We start from the raw sequence: 16,494 nt of genomic DNA, 5'->3' as shown, positions 1-16,494 counted from the left end.
CAGCAGCCAGTTGATGGAGCGACCCTGCAACGACATCGAGCCCTCGAGCTGCTCCGCCAGCTCACGGCTGAAGAGGCGGAGGAGGTCGTGCATGTCGAAGAAGCCGGAGACGCGGGTCGGGCTGATCAGCGCGGCCTCCTGCAGACCCCGCAGCGCCTTCGTCGCACCGGCGACGGACGTCTCACTCGCCGCCGCGAGGAGCTTGGCGTCGAAAGTCGGCCGGGCAGCATCGACACCGCGCAGAACGCACGCTGATGATCCGCAAGAAGAGCACGAAACGAGATCTCGAATGACGAGCGCACCGCCTGATCCCCGACTTCGAGCGCATCAAGCCTCGTCCGCTCGTCCTCCAGCTCTGCGACGAAGTCGGCCGACTCCCACTCCGGACGCAACGCGAGTTGAGTTGCAGCGATACGCAGCGCGAGCGGCACGCCATCGCAGAGATCGAACATCCGCGACAGGTGGTCGGACGGCACACGCATTTCTGGGGACAACGACGAGCGGAAGAGTTCGACTCCCTGGCCGAGCGTGAACGTGCCGACTTCGCGTCGCTCGACGTCGAGCAGGCCCGAGAGCCGGCTTCGCGCAGTGACGATGACCATGACGCCCTCGGGCACTTCACCGAGCTCCCGCACGGCGGACTCATCGAGGACGTCGTCGAGCAGGATGAGGATTCGCCGGCCACGTGCGGACTGAGCAAGATCCTCCCGCCAGCCGTCCGCGTGGCGTTCACCGTCGAGTGCCTCGGAGATCCGTTGCCGGAGGTCGGCGACTCGCCCCGCAGATTGCGCCGTTCGGGCGAACGCTTGGAAGAACTGCCCGTCGGGGAAGCTGGCGGCCAGCTCGTGTGCGAGCGATACTGCGGCCGTCGTCTTCCCCATTCCCGGGCCGCCCCAGAGAACGACCATCCGCACCGCCCCCGGTCCGCGACCGACCTCGGCGAGAACTCTGGCGACCTGCGGGCGAACGACGTAGCTCGGATGAAGGGCGGGCAGCTCCATCGCCCTCGTGTGCGCAACACCGCCCAGGAATCCGCGCACCCTGCGGGTCGCCCATTGATGCACCGTCGGGTGGGCCTCGAGCCAGGCGACGAGGTCATCGGCGTCGAGTGCGTGCACGCCGCCCCATCCGCTTCCCGCCTGCTCCTCCAGCCAGTCGAGCTTCCCCGGCCACGGATGGAGGCTCACGGCGACATAGCTCGCCTGCACGGCTCCGGGGATGTCTCCCGTCGGCCGTTTGAGGAAGTCACGAGTCGCCTTCTCCGAGATCCTCCCGTTCTGCGAGGTGAGTTCCCAATAGGCTCGGCCACGGGGAACGAATCGGGTTCCGCGCGCGTGAAAGGTCTTCCCGTCCCAGCCACGCCGCCGGAGTCCCTCACGGGGGGCGAACCCCTCGACCTCCGACCCGTCGGCCCGGAGAAGCTGACCGACCAGCTCGTGCACAAAGCTTGCGCCGGCGTCCGTCTCCGCATGCCGGCGCAGGTCATGGGCGCGAATCGGCTCGAGGTACTCCATGGATTGCACGATAGCGATCCGGGCTGCCACGGGCGGTGTCCCGATTCCGGCAGCTAGCGACGGCCGGAGGCTGCGGACGTCGGCGGTCGGTGGCAGGCTGGGAGCGATCCGGGGAGGCAGCATGTGCGGAAGGTTCGTGGTCTCGCAGAAGGCCGACGATCTCACCCAGGTGTTCGAGGCCGAAGACGACTTCCCCGAGTGGCAGCCGAACTACAGCCTGGCGCCCACCGACACCATCCCGATCGTGCGCGAGCGCGCAGACCGTGAGAGCGGGGCGTTCGTGCGGCGGCTCGAACCCGCGGTGTGGAACTTCCATCCCTCCTTCATGAAGGAGTCCAAGCGACCGCAGTTCAACTCCCGCATCGAGACCGTGGCGAGCAACGGGCTGTGGAAGGGCGCGTTCGCCCAGGGCCGGTGCATCGTGCCGATGCGCGGCTACTACGAGTGGACGGGCGAGCCGGGCAAGAAGCGCGCGCACTACCTGCACGGCGAGGGCGAGCTGCTCGCCGCCGCCGGCATCTCGACCGCCAGGCGGCTCGACGACGGCAGCTGGCAGGTGTCCGCTTCGATCATCACGCGCGAAGCGAGGGATGCCTCGGGCGAGATCCATGAGCGCATGCCGGTCTACCTCCCCCTCGACGAGGTCGAGCGCTACCTCGACCCGGCGAAGCTCGACGCGGGCGGCATGCAGGCGATGGTCGACTTCCTGCTGGAAGCATCCGACCGCGTCGCGCCGACCATCCGCGAGTACGAGGTCGACCCGCGCGTCAACTCCCACCGGGCGATCGACCCGCACGACCCGACGTTGATCGAGCCGCTTCCCGCCGAGGAATAGGCGCCGCGGCACACGCCGCTGCCGCACGCTCACCCGCTCACCCGCTCACCCGCCCGCCCGCCCGCTCACCCGCTCACCCGCCCGACACCCGGCGTATCGCGGGCGTATCCGGATTCGCAGACGCCCCGGCAACCGCCGCCGCGATGGGGTGGTCGTATGCGAACCCATCACGATTCCGTCATCCGCCGCCGACGCATCGCGGTGCTCACCGGCCTCGCCGCGGTGCTCGCCTCCGTGGCCATCGGCGCCGCCCTGCTCGGTGCGGCGGCGGCGACCCGCGGCGGCGTCCCCGGCACTGGCGCCGAGGGGCTCATCGCGCCGGACTCGTCCGCCGGCAACGGCGAGATCGACGTCGCCGACGGGTACATTCCCGAAGGGGAATGGATCTCGCTCGACGACGACGTGCCCGCCATCACCGGCCTGGACCAGGCGCTCCTCGACGCGACCCGCGCCGCCGCGGCGGACGCCGCAGCCGACGGCATCGAGTTCCGCGTCACGAGTGGCTGGCGCAGTGCCGAGTACCAGCAGCAGCTCCTCGACGACGCCGTGCTCGAGTACGGCAGCCTCGACGAGGCCCGCCGCTTCGTCAGCACCCCGGAGGGCTCGAACCACGTCACCGGCCGGGCCATCGACATCGGGCCCACCGATGCCGACAGCTGGCTCTCCCAACACGGCTCGGACTACGGACTCTGCCAGGTCTACGCGAACGAGATGTGGCATTTCGAGCTCACGATCGAACCCGGGGACGAGTGCCCGCAGATGCTGCCGGATGCCTCGTGAGCCGCCTGGAAGGCCTCGACACGCTCGGCTCCGCGCTGACCCTGCTGGTACTCGGTGTGCTCGCCGCCCCGCTCCTCGCCGTGTGGCTCATGCTGCCGCTCGTGCCGGTGGTCGCCATGCTCGCCCAGCTGTCGGGCATCCTCTGAACGGCCGAACGGGCGAACAGTTGAGCGGCTGAGCCGTGCCGCTCAGGCGGTCCGACGGTGCGCCCGGCTCGCCCAGAAGAGCACGGGGATGAGCACGAGCGAGAGCACGCCTCCGGCGAGCGCGAGCGTCGCATAGCTCGACGCCGCCATCACCACACCCGACATGACGCCGCCGCCGGCGCCCGCGAGCGCGATCAGCACGTCGATTCCGCCCTGGGTGCGTGCCCGATTCGCCGGAACCGTGGCGTCGACGACGAGGGCGGTGCCGGAGATGAGGCCGAAGTTCCAGCCGAGGCCGAGCAGCACGAGCGCGAGGATCAGCAGCCCGAGCGAGTCGGCCGGTGCGACGGCCGCCACGATTCCCGCCGCGAGCAGCGTCACCCCGGCGGCGATCGCCATCGGGGTGCGGCCGATCCGGTCGACGAGCACGCCCGTGACGAGCGACGGCAGGTACATCGCGGCGATGTGCAGACCGATGACGAGGCCGACCTCGGAGAGTCCGTGGTGGTGGGCGCGCATGTGCACGGGCGTCATCGTCATGATCGCGACCATCGCGATCTGCGTCAGCACCATCACGGTCGCGCCCGCGTAGGCGGCAGGTCCGGGGCGGGGAGCGGCCGGCGCGGGGAGGGATGCCTCGGCCGGCGCGGCGGCAGCTGCCTCGGCCGGGGCGGAGGCGGCTGCCTCAGCCGGGGCGGATGCCTCGACGAGCGGGGGCGCCTCGGGATCCGGGAGCCGGCGGGCGAGCAAGAACGGGTCCGGCCGCAGCAGCGCGAGCAGCACCGCGCCCGCGGCGACGTAGGCGGCCCCGCCGAGCAGGAACGGCCCGGCCAGCGCCGGGATGCCCCACGACTCGGCGAGCCGGCCGAGGGGTTCGACGAGGTTCGGACCGGCGACGGCACCGAGCGTCGTCGAGACCATCGCGATGCTGACCGCGGTGGCCCGCGTGCGCGGCGTCGCCAGGTCGGCTCCGGCGTACCTCGCCTGCAGGTTGGTCGCGGTGCCGGCGCCGTACACGAACAGTGAGAGGAACAGCAGCGGCACATTGCCGACGACGGCGGCGATGACGACCCCGGCGGCGCCGAGGCCGCCCGCGGCGAACCCGAGGCCGAGCCCGAGCCGGCGCCCGCGATGCTGCGTGATGCGGCCCACGAGGAACGCGGCGAGCGCCGAACCGAGCGTGAACAAGGCCGTCGGAATGCCGGCGAGCCCGTCGCTGCCGAGCACCTCCTGCGCGAGCAGGGCGCCCACGGTCACGCCTGCGGCGAGGCCCGCTCCGCCGAGCACCTGGCTCGCGACGACGACGGCGAGGGTGCGCCGCTGCAGCCGACGACGGAGCTCGTCGTCGGCCGCGACCTGCCGGGCGAGCTCGTCGAGCGCGGCGGAGCCGTGCGGGGCGCGCGGTTCGTCGGAGCGCCCGCCCGCGGGGCTCACGTCTGCACCGCGGCGATGGGCTCCGTGGTCGGCTGTTCGGAGCCGCCGGCCGGTTCGACCGTGAGGCCGACCACCATGCCGTCGACGAAGTCGCCCTCGAGCACGCGCCAGCTGTTCGCCCCGACGAGCCCGGCGGGCGCGGGCCCGGCCTCGTCGATGTACCAGAGCTCGTAGTCGTGCGACGCGCCCAACTCGGGCAGGCCGTCGGCCATGACCGCGCTGCGCCCGAGCTCGGCGGACCAGAGCACGGTCACCTCGCCGCCGCCGGACACCTCGACCGTCTGACGCTGCGCGTCCGGGGCGGCCTCGAGCGCGGCGAGCTCGCGCTGCGCACCCCAGCCGTTCGGGCCGGACCAGCCGATCCCGATCACGACGCCGATCGCGAGGATCGCGACCGATGCCGCGGCGGCCAACGTGGTCACGAGGCGACGCCGTCCGCGGCGGGCGGCGAGCTCGTCGCCGGGCGCCGACGCAGCAGGCTCGGCGGGCGTCCGGAGTCGCGCGGCAGGCTCGGTAGGCTCGGCCGCGCTCGGGGCCGCCTCGGCGGGCCCGGCGGCTGATTCGGCATCCGCCGGGGAAAGCTGCGGAGTCTCGTCGAGTCGGGCGAACAGCCCGGCCTTGAGCGAGGGCGGCGGCGCGAGCTCGGGCGTCTCGGCGCCGAGGCCCGCGGCGACGGCGCGGAAGCCGTCGACCTCGGCCCGGAGCTCGGGAGATCGGGCGAGTTCCGCCTCGAAGCGGCGCAGCTCCTCGCCCTCGAGCGCGTCGAGCGCGTAGGCCGCGGCGAGCGCGCGGAGCTCCTCGTCGGGTTCGGTCATGAGGTCACCCCCAGCAGGTGGCGCAGCCGGATCATGCCGTCGCGCATTCGGGTCTTCACCGTGCCGAGGGGTAGTTCGAGCGCGTCCGCGATCTCGGACTGGCTCTTCCCCTCGTAGTAGGCCATGGCGAGCGCGGTGCGCTGCGCCTCGCTGAGCTCTCCCAGTGCGGCGCTCACCCGCTCGTGCTCGACGCTGAGCTCCACGCGCTCCTCGACGTCCTCGGCCGGGGTCGCGAGCTCGCGGATGCCGGCGCGGAGGTCGCGCTCGGCGCTGGCCTGCGCCGAGCGCACGCGGTCGACCGCCCGGCGGTGCGCGATGGTCAGGAGCCACGCGACGGCCGCCCCGCGGCTCGCGTCGAAGCGCGCCGCCTGCTGCCACACCTCGAGGAACACGTCCTGGGTGACCTCCTCGGCCTGGGCGGCGTCGACGAGGATCCGTCGCACGAGGCCGAACACCCGCGGTGCGGTGCGGTCGTAGAGCTCGCCGAACGCGGCGCGATCGCCGGCGGCCGTGCGGGCGAAGAGCACGTCGATCGACGGCTCCCCGCTGCTGCCCTCGCCGTCGCTCACCCGACCAAGCATGTCAGACCCTCGGCCGAGCGTCGCCCGGCCGACCCGAGGTCGTTCCAGCAGCTGGCTCATCCGAAGGTGAAGGAATAGGCCTGCACGTTGCCCTCGACGGTGACGTCGAGGGTGCCGCGCTCGGGCGAATCGGACTGGTGCAGGGCGTAGGAGCGGGGCACGCCGGAGATCTCGATGCGTTGGGAGGTGCCGTCGGCGTCGCGCACCGTGATGGCACCCTCGCCGCCGAGCACCATGCGCACCTCGCGGGCGAGGTACGAGAGCCGCACGCTGGCCGGGCCGCCGTCCGCGGGCGCGATCGACTGGGTGTCGAGGGCCCACGGGCCGTCGAGGGCGAAGGTGTCGTCGGCGAGCTTCTCGGGGAAGGCGAACGACGTCGTGCTGCGCCGGTACGCCTCGTCGCCGCCGAAGTTCGCCTGCTTCGTGGTGCCGAGGAAGGTCTCGGCCGTGGTCGAGCCGACATCGGGCGTCTCGTCGGCCACCTCGGTCGCCGCGGGCAGGGCGACACCCGGGTCGGCATCCTGGAGGAGCTCGCGGATGAGCCGCTCGGTGTCGGCGTAGTGGCCCTCGCCGAACGAGACCTGCCGCACGGTGCCGTCGGCGTCGACGAGGTAGTGCGCGGGCCAGTAGCGGTTGCGGAAGTTCGTCCACGTCGCGAGGTCGTTGTCGAGTGCGACCGGGTACTCGATGCCGAAGTCGCGGATTCCGGCCGCGACGTTGCGCGGTTCCTTCTCGAAGGCGTACTCGGGCGAGTGCACCCCGACGACGCTGAGGCCGGCGTCGCGGTACGCCTCGTCCCACGCGACGACGTGCGGGATCGAGCGCTGGCAGTTGATGCACGAGTACGCCCAGAAGTCGATGAGCACGACCCGGCCGCGCAGCTCGTCGAGGTCGACGGCCGCGCCGTCGGGCGTGTTGAACCACTGCTGGATGCCGCGGATCGACGGCACGGGGCCGCAGGACTCGAGCTCGGCCGCCCCGTTCGTGCACTGGTCGAGCTGCCGGTTCTCGTCGGTGACGAGGCCGCCGAGGTCGAGGGCTTGGGTGACCTCTTCGGACTGGGCGAGCTGGCGCTGCAGGTCGCCGGTGTAGTCGGGCACGAGCCGCTGCAGCGCGCCGGGCAGGTCGAAGACGAGCCCCACCGCGAGGGCGATCATCACGACACCGCCGGTGATCCGTACCCCGCGCTGGTGCTTGCGGAACGCGGCGACGCGCTCCGCGACGCGGCGCCCGGCGAGCGCGAAGAGGAGCAGCGGTGCCGCGGCGCCGATCGCGAAGGTCACGGTCAGCACGACCGTCTCGACCCCGACGCGACCGGTCGAGCCGGCGACGGTGATCGCGGCGAGCACCGGCCCGGCGCAGGGTACGTAGACCGTGCCGAGCACCATTCCGAGCACGAAGCCGTTCCCTTCCGTGCCGACGCTGCGGCGCGGGATCCAGGCGAAGGGCTTCTCCAACAGCTCTTCGAAGCGGGGCACGATGAGGCCGACGCCGATGAGCACGAGCACGACGAGGCCGGCCCAGCGGAGCACGTCCTGCGGGAGGCCGAGGAGGCCTAGCAGGAGGGAGCCGGCGAGCGTGATGAGGCTGAAGCTCACGACGAGGCCCGCGATGACGAGGTACGGGCGCCACCGGCTGGGACCGGGCGGCGGGGCGGCCGGCGTGCTTGCGTCGCTCGTCCCCGAGGCCGTGGCGCTCCGCGCGCTCTGCGCGCCCCCGGAGAGCAGGATCACGGGCAGCACGGGCAGGATGCACGGCGAGATCCCGGTGATGAGACCGCCCGCCAGGCCGATCAGGGCGAGTGCGATCATGGGGTCCCTCGATTCACTGGGCGACGGGTGGGCTGCCAGGGATTCGGAGCGGCGGCGGGATCGGATGGCGCGAGGCATCCGATCCCGGTCCTCGATCATCCGCGCCGGCCGCGTCCCGAAATCCTCCAATCCGATCGGCGGATGCCTCCGAACCCCCGGTGTCGACCCGAACCGGGCCGGCGCATCCGAAGGAGGAAGTCCATGCGCACGATCCGCACTCGCACCGCATCCGCTCTCGTCGCCCTCGCGGCGATCACCTCGCTCGGCCTCGCCGGGTGCAGCATGGGCGGCTCGTCCGCTCCCAGCGAGGAGCCGACGCCGAAGACGGAGTCGACCCCCTCCGCCGAGTCCATGGAGACCGACCCGGCCGCCGACCTCGTGGGCTCCGGCTGCGCGGCCTACGCCGAGCAGGTGCCCGACGGTGCCGGCTCGATCGTCGGCATGTCGCAGGATCCCGTCGCCGTCGCGGCCTCGAACAACCCGCTGCTGACGACGCTCGTCGCGGCCGTCTCCGGGCAGCTGAACCCCGACGTGAACCTCGTCGACACGCTGAACGGGGACGAGTTCACCGTGTTCGCCCCCGTCGACGACGCCTTCGCGAAAATCGACCCGGCCACCATCGAGTCGCTGAAGACCGACTCGGCGACGCTCACCTCGATCCTCACGTACCACGTCGTGCCCGGCCAGCTCTCGCCCGACGAGGTCGTCGGCACCCAGACCACGGTGCAGGGCGGCGCGGTCGAGGTGACCGGCTCGGGCGACTCGCTCAAGGTCAACGACGCCAACGTGATCTGTGGCGGCGTGCACACCGCGAACGCGACGGTCTACCTCGTCGACAGCGTGCTGATGCCCCCGATGTGATCTCCGCGCGCGCCGGCAGCACGACGCACGCGCTCACCATCGAACCCCCGAGTTGCCCGACTTTCATGAAAGTCGGGCAACTCGGGGGTGTGGGCCGCTCACTCGATGGCGTCGTCGGAGCGGTCGCGCTTCGTCGTCGTCCCGCGCTCGGGGATGAGCGCGTAGTCGGTCAAGAGTTCGCCGACCTGGGTGCCGTCGAGCTTCGCGAACAGCCGCTCGCGGAGGAACTTCGGCCCGGGCAGCCCCACCTCGGCGCCGTCGCGCAGCCGGCTCGTCGCGTTCAGCAGCCAGCGCACGTCATACGTCGAGCCGAACACCTCCGGCACGCCGCGGTCGACGCCGAGCAGCTGGTACGCGGCCTCCATCCCGGTGCGCACCGAGTACTCCGTCGTGAAGATGCAGTCCCGAGTGGTCTCCGCGAACTGCCCGATGAAGGCGAAGTTCTGCGCGCCGGCCGGCACCACCGCGGGCCGGTCGCCCGCCTGCCGCGGCATGAAGAACGACGTCACGTAGGGCATCATCACGGGCACGCAGCTGGCAGCCTCCGCGGCGAGCGCGTCGATCTCCTCCACGGGCACGCCGAGGTGGTACAGCCACTCGCGGGTGATCTCCTCACCCGTCGACTCCTGGAGCGTCTTGCCCGTGTAGTCGCCCGGCACGTCGACGAACAGGCCGTACACCCAGACCACGATCTGGTCGGCGGGCTGCTGCTTGAAGTGCGGCTGCCGGTTCACGGTCCAGCTCATCAGCCAGGCCGAGTCGCGGGCGGTGACGATGCCGCCGGTCACGACGCGGCCGCTGAACGGGTCGCGCTTCGCGATACGGCGGATGTACTCGGGGATCCGCTCGTCGAGCGTCGTCACCGTCGCCGACTCCCACTTGGTCTTCGCGATGTCGCCGCAGAAGACCTCGGGCCTGCCGAAGGACGGATGCTTCGCCGCGATGCGCTGCCAGAGCGCCCAGCCCGCCGCCGGGGACTCGTCGAGCTTCGCGGGGGTGTGCTGATCGCCCTCGTCGGAGTTCTCGGTGAGACCGCCGATGGTGGCGAGCACGAGGTCGTCGTCACCCAGGTCGACGCCGCCCTCCGCGCCGTCCTGCACCCAGTGGATGCGGGTCGCGCGCTTCGAGGCATCCGGCTCGTCCCCGTCGATCGCGAAGTCGATGTCGGTGACCTGCGTGTCGAAGTGGAAGGTGACGCCCTGGTCGAGCAGCCAGCGGTACATCGGCAGCACGAGCGACTCGTACTGGTTGTACTTCGTGAACTTCAGCGCCGAGAGGTCGGGCAGCCCGCCGATGTGGTGCACGAAGCGGTGCAGGTAGAGCTTCATCTCGAGCGCGGAGTGCCACTCCTCGAAGGCGAACATCGTGCGCCAGTACAGCCAGAAGTTGCTCTCGAGGAAGTCTTTCGAGAACACCTCGTCGATGCGCTTGCGCTCCATCTCCTCGCGGGTGGCGAGGAAGATGCGCACGATGTCCTTCTGCGCGGTGTCGTTGAGCCCGAAGAGGTTGTTCGTGTGCGCGTCCTGGCCCTGCTGCTCGGTGACGCGGCAGAGCGAGAAGTTCGGGTCGTCCTTGTTGAGCCAGAAGAACTCGTCGAGCACGCTCGCGCCCTCGATCTCGAGGGAGGGCACCGTGCGGAAGGCGTCCCACAGGCACTCCATGTGGTCTTCCATCTCGCGGCCGCCGCGGATGACGAAGCCCTTCGACGGCTTCTTGATGCCGTCGAGCGCGCCGCCCGGCAACGGCAGCCGTTCGAGGATCGTGATGCGCTCCCCCGGCAGCTGTCCGTCGCGGATCATGAAGAGCGCGGAGGACATCGAGGCGAGCCCGGCCCCCACGAACCAGGCCGATGCCCGCTCGGATCGCTCCGGCTTGCGCGGCCTCGCGAATGCCTCGTAATTGCCCGTGCTGTAGTACATGCGTCTCCCCCCGGAACGTCGCGTCGCGACGATGCGCGGCGCATCTTGCTGACCACGCTAACCCGGATCGCGCGGATTGCACCCGCGGATTCCTGGTCCGCTGAGCCCGTCGAAGCGGGGGCTTCCGTCGTTCGCTGAGCCCGTCGAAGCGGGGGCTTCCGTGGTTCGCTGAGCCCGTCGAAGCGGGGCGGCATTCCCTTCGACAAGCTCAGGGAACCAGTCGTTCGCTGAGCCCGTCGAAGCGGAGCGGCATTCCCTTCGACGAGCTCAGGGAACCAGTCGTTCGCTGAGCCCGTCGAAGCGGGGGCGGGCTCCCTTCGACGAGCTCAGGGAACCAGGGAAGTCAGGGCGCGGAGGCGCGGGGCACGAGGCGGTACGGCGCTTGCTCCACGCGCGGCGGCGAGTCGGGGTCGTCGACGAGTCGCAGCACCGAGGCGACGGCCAGCCGGGCGAGCTCGCCGAGGTCCGGCGCGATGCTCGTGAGCGGCGGCACCGCGAAGGCCGACTCCGGGGCATCGTCCCAGCCGACCACGGCCACCCGGCCGGGCACGTCCACTCCGCCCTCGCGCAGGGCGCGCAGTGCACCGATCGCGAGCAGGTCGTTCGCGCAGACGAGCCCGTCGAGGCCGCCCAGGCCGTCCGGTGTCGCGAGCAGCGCCCGCACCCGCGCATCCCCCTCCTCGCGGGAGTAGTCACCGTCGGGCGAGCGCTGATCCCACGGCGACACCTCGAGCAGATGCCGCGGGTCCGCCTCGAGCCCGGCGGCGCGGAGGGCCGTACGGAACCCCTCGAGGCGGAGGTCCGCCGCGGCGGCGCCGCTCGAGGCATCCGGAACCGTGCCGAGGAAGCCGAGCGTGCGCCGACCCGCGGCGACGAGATGGCCGGTCGCGTCGCGCGTGCTCGTCACGCTGTCGACCACGACGCGGTCGACGCGGGCCGCGCGGATGCGCTCGCCCAGCACGACGAGCGGGGTGCGGCCTCGGGCCGCCATCAGTTCCTCGTCGCCGATCGACATGGCCGACAGCAGGATGCCGTCGCTCAGCAGGGTGCGGTAGCCGGATGCCGCGCGCAGCTCCCGTTCGGCATCGCCGTGGGTCTCGTCGACGACCACGTCGTAGCCGACCGCCTCGGCCGCGGTGACGACGGCGTGCGCGAGCTGGGCGAAGTACGGCAGCGAGAGGAACGGCACCGAGAGGGTGAGCAAGTTGCTGCGCCCGACGCGCAGCTGCCTCGCCGCGAGCTGCGGGCGGTAGTCGAGCTCGGCGATGGCGGCCTCGACCCGGGCGCGCGTCGCGGCGCTCACTGGCGCCTTCCCGCTGATGACGTTCGAGACGGTGCGGTAGGAGACGCCCGCGATCGCCGCGACGTCCTTCAGCGTCGGCCCGGCCGAGCGGCGGGCGCTCACCAGCGGTTCCGGACGTCTTCGGCCCAGCCGAGCAGGCCGTCGAGTTCGATCCGCTCGCCGCCGGCCTCGACCCAGCCGGAATAGTGCCCGAAGCACTGGTGCCCGTGCGAGCCGAACACGCCGAGCTCCGTCGCGCTGACCCGGTCCCAGAACGGTTCGAAGCGCAGCTGCGCGGATGCCCCGTGGATGCGCCAGGGCGCGAGCCAGTTCCGCTCGTCGTACTCCCAGTCGAGCTCCTCGCTGAGCTTCGAGAGCCGGCCGTCGACGACGACCGCGTTCTCGGTGGAGCCGGTGCCGTCGGTCCACTTGCCGCCGAGCTGCAGTCCGACGGTGCGGCCGCCGACCCGGCCCGAGGCGGCGCCCCAGTTCCACACCATGCGGTAGGGCCAACGGCCGCGGCCGTGGTCGAGCACCGCCCAGCTCTCGCCGAGGGGCAGCTCCACGATCTCGGGGGCGCCGAGCTCCGGCGCGTCGAGCTCGAGCCGGCCGCGCGCGGGGCGGGCGACGTCCTTCACCGTGTACTGGAACCGCCGCGCCGACCAGGGCACCACGACGCCGAGCCGCTCGTGCCCGACGGGCAGCTCCGCCAGGATGTCGACGCGGGCGCCCGGCACCTCGGCGCGGAGCCGCGTGCCCTTGGCGGTCTCCTCGAGGTCGATCGCGAGATCCTTCGCGCGTGCGCGGGCCGGGCCCTCGCCGAGCGAGGCGGGCAGCGTCACGCCTCGGCCGAACGGCACGATCGCCCCGCGGTCGAGCGTGCGCCCGGTGCGCCGGTCGTGCACGAGCACGCCGTGCACCGCCGCGTAGTCGATCGAGGAGACCGTGAGCGCCACGAGATGGCTCGGCGTCGTGACCGCCCAGTACTCCCAGCGCTTGTTGCGCCCCCAGCTGCGACGGCCGCCGATGCCCGAGGTGTCGTGCAGCGGCGTGCGGGTCCAGCCGACCGCGGCCGGGTTCAACCGGTTGTCGGCGCCGCGCAGTGCGACGGGGGCGGTGAGCTCACGCTCGATGATCGTGCGAGGCATCCTGGGCCTTTCTCGTGGGGTGCGGGGCGGGAGCGACCGCCTTCGCGAACCGGGCGGCGAGCTCGGCGTTCACCTCGCGCACGCGGTCGGCGTGCAGCTTGCGCACCCGGCGGTCCGCCGTGAGGACGCCGTTCAGCTCGTCCTCGACGTCGGAGAGCTGCGTGTAGACGAAGCCGCCGAGCCCGGCGTCGATCGCGGGGGCGATCTCGTCGCGGTGCAGCGCGACGAAGGCCTCGGTCAGCTCGTCGACGCTGGCGTATCGACGGTAGCCGAACTCGCGCGGCCCGAACTCGTGGCCGGGCAGGCGCAGGCTGTAGCCGCCGTACTCCGACACGACGATCGCCCGCCGCTCGCGCTGCCAGCGCCGTTCGGGCCGGAGCTTGCGGAAGTACACGTGCAGGCTGCGGAGGTCGCCGCCGCCCTGGTCGTGCCACCCGCTCGCGTGGTCGATCACCCGGTCGGGGTCGAGTTCGCGCAGCCGCGCGGCGACGGCGAGCGCATCGAACTGACCCCAGCCCTCGTTGAACGGCACCCACACCGCGATGCTCGGGGCGTTGCCCAGCAAGCGCACCGTCTCGTCGAGCTCGGCGAGGAACTCGGCGCGCCCCTCGGCGTCCTGCCGGCCGAAGCGGCGGTGCCGCCGGTCGTCGAGCCGCAGCGGCAGCTTCACCGGGAGCGTCACGACCGCGGGACGGTACCGGCGGCCGCCGTTCACGAAGTCCTGCCAGACGAGCATGCCGAGCCGGTCGCAGTGGTGGTACCAGCGCAGCGGCTCGATCTTGATGTGCTTGCGCAGGGCGGTGAAGCCGAGCGCCTTCATCTCCTCGATGTCGTGCACGAGCGCCGCGTCGGACGGCGGCGTGTAGAGGCCGTCGGGCCAGTAGCCCTGGTCGAGCACCGCGGCGTGCAGGATCGGCTCGCCGTTCAGCACGAGCCGCTGCCGGCCGTGCGCGTCGGGCGCGATGCCGACGGAGCGCATGCCGAAGTAGCTCTCGACGCGATCCTCGCCGAGCCGCACCTCGAGCTCGTAGAGGAAGGGGTCGCCGGGGTGCCACCGTCGCGGCTGCGGCACCGGCAGTCGCAACGGCTCGCCCACGGGGCCGGTGGCCCGCGCGACCTCGCGGCCGGCGGCGCGCACGATCACGCTCGCGTCGGGGCGGGCGGATGCCTCGTCCGCCGCGTCGGGGCGGGCGGATGCCTCGTCCGCCGCGTCGTGCACCGCCCCGGGCCATCCGCCCGCCTCGACGACGAGCTCGACCGCCTCCGCCTCCAGCATCGGCCGCACGCGGAGCGTCGCGACGTGCACGGCCGGAACCCGCTCGAGCCACACCGTCTGCCAGATGCCCGACTGCGCGGTGTACCAGATGCCCCCGCGCTTCAGCGCCTGCTTGCCGCGCGAATGGAAGGAGGTGTCGCTCGGGTCGACAACATCGACGACGAGCTCGTGCGACTCGCCGTCGCCGAGCTGGGCGGTCACGTCGATCGTGAACGGCAGGTAGCCGCCGCGGTGGCCGCCCACCTGCACCCCGTCGACGAGCACCCGGCAGCGCTGATCGACCGCACCGAAGTGCAGCAGCACCCGGCCGCCGCGGGCCCCGCCCTCGAGCTGCACCGTGCGCCGGTACCAGAGGTGCTCGTCGGGCTGCAGCTGCCGGCCGACGCCGGAGAGCTCGGACTCGGGCGAGAAGGGCACGACGATCTCACCGTCCCACTCGCGCGGGTGGAGCGCGTCGCCCGTGAAGGCGTACGACCAGCGGCCGTTGAGGTTCTGCCAGTGCGCGCGGACGAGCTGCGGCCGCGGGTATTCGGGCAGCGGGTGATCGGGGTCGAGCGCGTCGGCCCAGGGGGTGCGCCGGCTCATCCGTGCTCCGCCATGGCTGGTTCGGCGCGACGCAGCACGCGCGCCCGGAGGGCGAGACCGAGCGGCACGAACAGCAGCACGACGGCCGCGGCGCCGAAGATCTCCGGGCCCGGCACCGGGTGCGCGATCCCGAGCTCGGTGTAACGGTGCGCGGATCCGGAGATGACGGCCGCACCGATCGCCGGCCCGATGATCATCGGCAGCATCACGGCCAGGATCATCCGCGCGCCCTGCACGCCGCCCGCGCGGTCCGCCGGGGTGTGGTCGCGGGTGAGCGCCGAGACGGCGGCGACCGAGCCCATCATCCCCGCCATCATCACGGTGGCCGCGGCGATGACGCCGACCGCGTCGCGCACGAAGATCATGGCCACGAGACCGGCCGCGAAGGCGCCGACGGCGTACGGCAGCACACGCGTCTTGCCGAATCGGTCGATGAGCCGTCCGCCGACGACGCTCAGCGCCGACGCGAGCACCAGCACGACGCCGAGCACGATCGCGGAGCCGTCGAGCTCGAGCGAGTAGCGCAGGTAGATGAGCACGTACGGCAGGAAGACCTGGGAGCTGACCCCGATCACGCCCCAGATCGCCAGCGTCGCGAACAGCGCCGGCTCGCGCCGCACCGTCGCCGGCCGGAGCCCCTCGACGACCGCCTTGAGCACACCGTGCTCGTGCCGGGCGACGCCGCGGTCACGCACCAGGAACCACGCCGCGACGCCGGTGGCGGCGGTCAGGCCGCCGACGATCCCGAAGAAGAGCTCCCAGCGCCCGGCCTGGGTGAGCGGGTCGAGCAGGGCGAACACGAGCAGCATGCCGAGGAGCGGCATGACCGCGAGCCAGCCGTCGACGCGTCCGCGATTGGCGGGCACGGTCGAATCGGTGACCCAGGCGGCGAAGGCGGCGTCGTTGGCGCCGGAGCCGATGAAGCTCATCACACAGTCGAGGGCGATGATCGCGATCACCGCGGTCGCGACGGTGGCGCCCGCGCTCGCGACGGCGGATGCCTCGCCGGCACCGGCCGCCGCCGCGCCCGCGCCCGCGGCGCCCGCGCCGACCAGCCCGAAGGCGGCGGTCACGAGCCCCCAGGCCACGTAGCCGATCGCGATGAACTCGCGGCGGCGGGCGAGCCGGTCCGACCAGGCGCCGAAGAGCAGGGTCGCGGCGGTCGCGGCGATCGCGCTGAGCGCGACCATCCAGGCGATGACGGCCGGGTCGGTCGAGATGGTGTCGTAGACGAACACGTTGAGGTACATGTTCTCGATGACCCAGGCGAGCTGGCCGACGAGGCCGACGACGAGCACCGCCGTCCAGGTGCGGGCGCCGAGCGGCGCGGAGGAAGCCATGGCTCGGGGACTCCTTGCGGTCGGGCGGGCTGACCCGGGTTTCAACGTTGAAATCACGCGAACTCTAACAGCTCGCCCAACGCCACGGAAGTCGGGCACCTCGAACCCCCAACCCGACTTGCCCGACTTTCATGAAAGTTGGGCAAGTCGAACCCCCATCCCGAGTT

General features: G+C 72.1%; 14 protein-coding genes. 4 read left to right on the top strand and 10 right to left on the bottom strand.

Annotated elements, in window-relative coordinates:
* Positions 1 to 125 precede the first annotated feature (125 nt).
* A complete protein-coding gene (locus M3147_RS13665) occupies positions 126 to 1,514 on the bottom strand; it encodes an NB-ARC domain-containing protein (RefSeq protein WP_251204018.1) in 1,389 nt (462 codons plus the stop codon).
* A gap of 121 nt (positions 1,515 to 1,635) precedes the next feature.
* On the opposite strand from M3147_RS13665, the gene M3147_RS13660 reads away from it, so the two are divergent.
* From M3147_RS13660 to M3147_RS13650, 3 genes are all read left to right on the top strand, one after another.
* Positions 1,636 to 2,349, top strand: a complete 714-nt coding sequence (locus tag M3147_RS13660) for an SOS response-associated peptidase (protein ID WP_251204017.1) — start codon at positions 1,636 to 1,638, stop codon at positions 2,347 to 2,349.
* A gap of 156 nt (positions 2,350 to 2,505) precedes the next feature.
* Complete coding sequence (locus M3147_RS13655; RefSeq protein ID WP_251204016.1) at positions 2,506 to 3,129, top strand: M15 family metallopeptidase; 624 nt, start codon at positions 2,506 to 2,508, stop codon at positions 3,127 to 3,129.
* A complete protein-coding gene (locus tag M3147_RS13650) occupies positions 3,126 to 3,275 on the top strand; it encodes a hypothetical protein (protein WP_251204015.1) in 150 nt (49 codons plus the stop codon). The genes M3147_RS13655 and M3147_RS13650 overlap by 4 nt, the downstream gene beginning before the upstream one ends.
* Before the next feature lie 42 nt (positions 3,276 to 3,317).
* Here M3147_RS13650 and M3147_RS13645 read toward each other — a convergent pair whose 3' ends face one another.
* Genes M3147_RS13645 through M3147_RS13630 form a run of 4 tightly spaced genes read right to left on the bottom strand, consistent with a single transcriptional unit; the run spans position 3,318 to position 7,916 of the window.
* On the bottom strand, positions 3,318 to 4,709 hold the full coding sequence (locus M3147_RS13645; RefSeq protein ID WP_251204014.1) for an MFS transporter: 1,392 nt from the start codon (positions 4,707 to 4,709) through the stop codon (positions 3,318 to 3,320).
* Positions 4,706 to 5,524, bottom strand: a complete 819-nt coding sequence (locus M3147_RS13640; protein ID WP_251204013.1) for an anti-sigma factor — start codon at positions 5,522 to 5,524, stop codon at positions 4,706 to 4,708. Before M3147_RS13640 ends, M3147_RS13645 begins: the two co-directional genes overlap by 4 nt.
* The gene (sigK, locus tag M3147_RS13635) at positions 5,521 to 6,105 is read right to left on the bottom strand and encodes an ECF RNA polymerase sigma factor SigK (protein ID WP_251204012.1); all 585 of its coding nucleotides are present in this window, start codon (positions 6,103 to 6,105) and stop codon (positions 5,521 to 5,523) included. The genes M3147_RS13640 and sigK overlap by 4 nt, the downstream gene beginning before the upstream one ends.
* 56 nt (positions 6,106 to 6,161) lie before the next feature.
* On the bottom strand, positions 6,162 to 7,916 hold the full coding sequence (locus M3147_RS13630; protein ID WP_251204011.1) for a cytochrome c biogenesis protein CcdA: 1,755 nt from the start codon (positions 7,914 to 7,916) through the stop codon (positions 6,162 to 6,164).
* A 201-nt stretch (positions 7,917 to 8,117) separates the two neighbouring features.
* On the opposite strand from M3147_RS13630, the gene M3147_RS13625 reads away from it, so the two are divergent.
* Entirely contained in the window at positions 8,118 to 8,777 is a 660-nt protein-coding gene (locus M3147_RS13625; protein ID WP_251204010.1) for a fasciclin domain-containing protein, read from the top strand.
* Between the two features lie 98 nt (positions 8,778 to 8,875).
* On the opposite strand, the gene M3147_RS13620 is transcribed toward M3147_RS13625, so the two are convergent.
* The 5 genes from M3147_RS13620 to M3147_RS13600 all read right to left on the bottom strand — a co-directional run bounded on the left by M3147_RS13620 (position 8,876) and on the right by M3147_RS13600 (position 16,327).
* The gene (locus tag M3147_RS13620) at positions 8,876 to 10,696 is read right to left on the bottom strand and encodes an oleate hydratase (RefSeq protein ID WP_251204009.1); all 1,821 of its coding nucleotides are present in this window, start codon (positions 10,694 to 10,696) and stop codon (positions 8,876 to 8,878) included.
* 343 nt (positions 10,697 to 11,039) lie between these two features.
* On the bottom strand, positions 11,040 to 12,101 hold the full coding sequence (locus M3147_RS13615) for a LacI family DNA-binding transcriptional regulator (RefSeq protein ID WP_251204008.1): 1,062 nt from the start codon (positions 12,099 to 12,101) through the stop codon (positions 11,040 to 11,042).
* Positions 12,098 to 13,126, bottom strand: a complete 1,029-nt coding sequence (locus M3147_RS13610; RefSeq protein WP_251204007.1) for a DUF2804 domain-containing protein — start codon at positions 13,124 to 13,126, stop codon at positions 12,098 to 12,100. The genes M3147_RS13615 and M3147_RS13610 overlap by 4 nt, the downstream gene beginning before the upstream one ends.
* Positions 13,101 to 14,987, bottom strand: coding sequence for a glycoside hydrolase family 2 protein (locus M3147_RS13605; RefSeq protein ID WP_251204006.1), 1,887 nt, complete (start codon positions 14,985 to 14,987; stop codon positions 13,101 to 13,103). Before M3147_RS13605 ends, M3147_RS13610 begins: the two co-directional genes overlap by 26 nt.
* Positions 14,984 to 16,327, bottom strand: coding sequence for an MFS transporter (locus M3147_RS13600; protein ID WP_251204005.1), 1,344 nt, complete (start codon positions 16,325 to 16,327; stop codon positions 14,984 to 14,986). Before M3147_RS13600 ends, M3147_RS13605 begins: the two co-directional genes overlap by 4 nt.
* Positions 16,328 to 16,494: the final 167 nt, after the last annotated feature.

The sequence above is a fragment of the Agromyces mediolanus genome (genome assembly GCF_023715325.1).
GTDB classification, from domain to species: Bacteria; Actinomycetota; Actinomycetes; order Actinomycetales; family Microbacteriaceae; genus Agromyces; species Agromyces mediolanus_A.
Note: the sequence above shows the minus strand (reverse complement) of the source record. Positions and strands in the feature narration are given on the sequence as shown.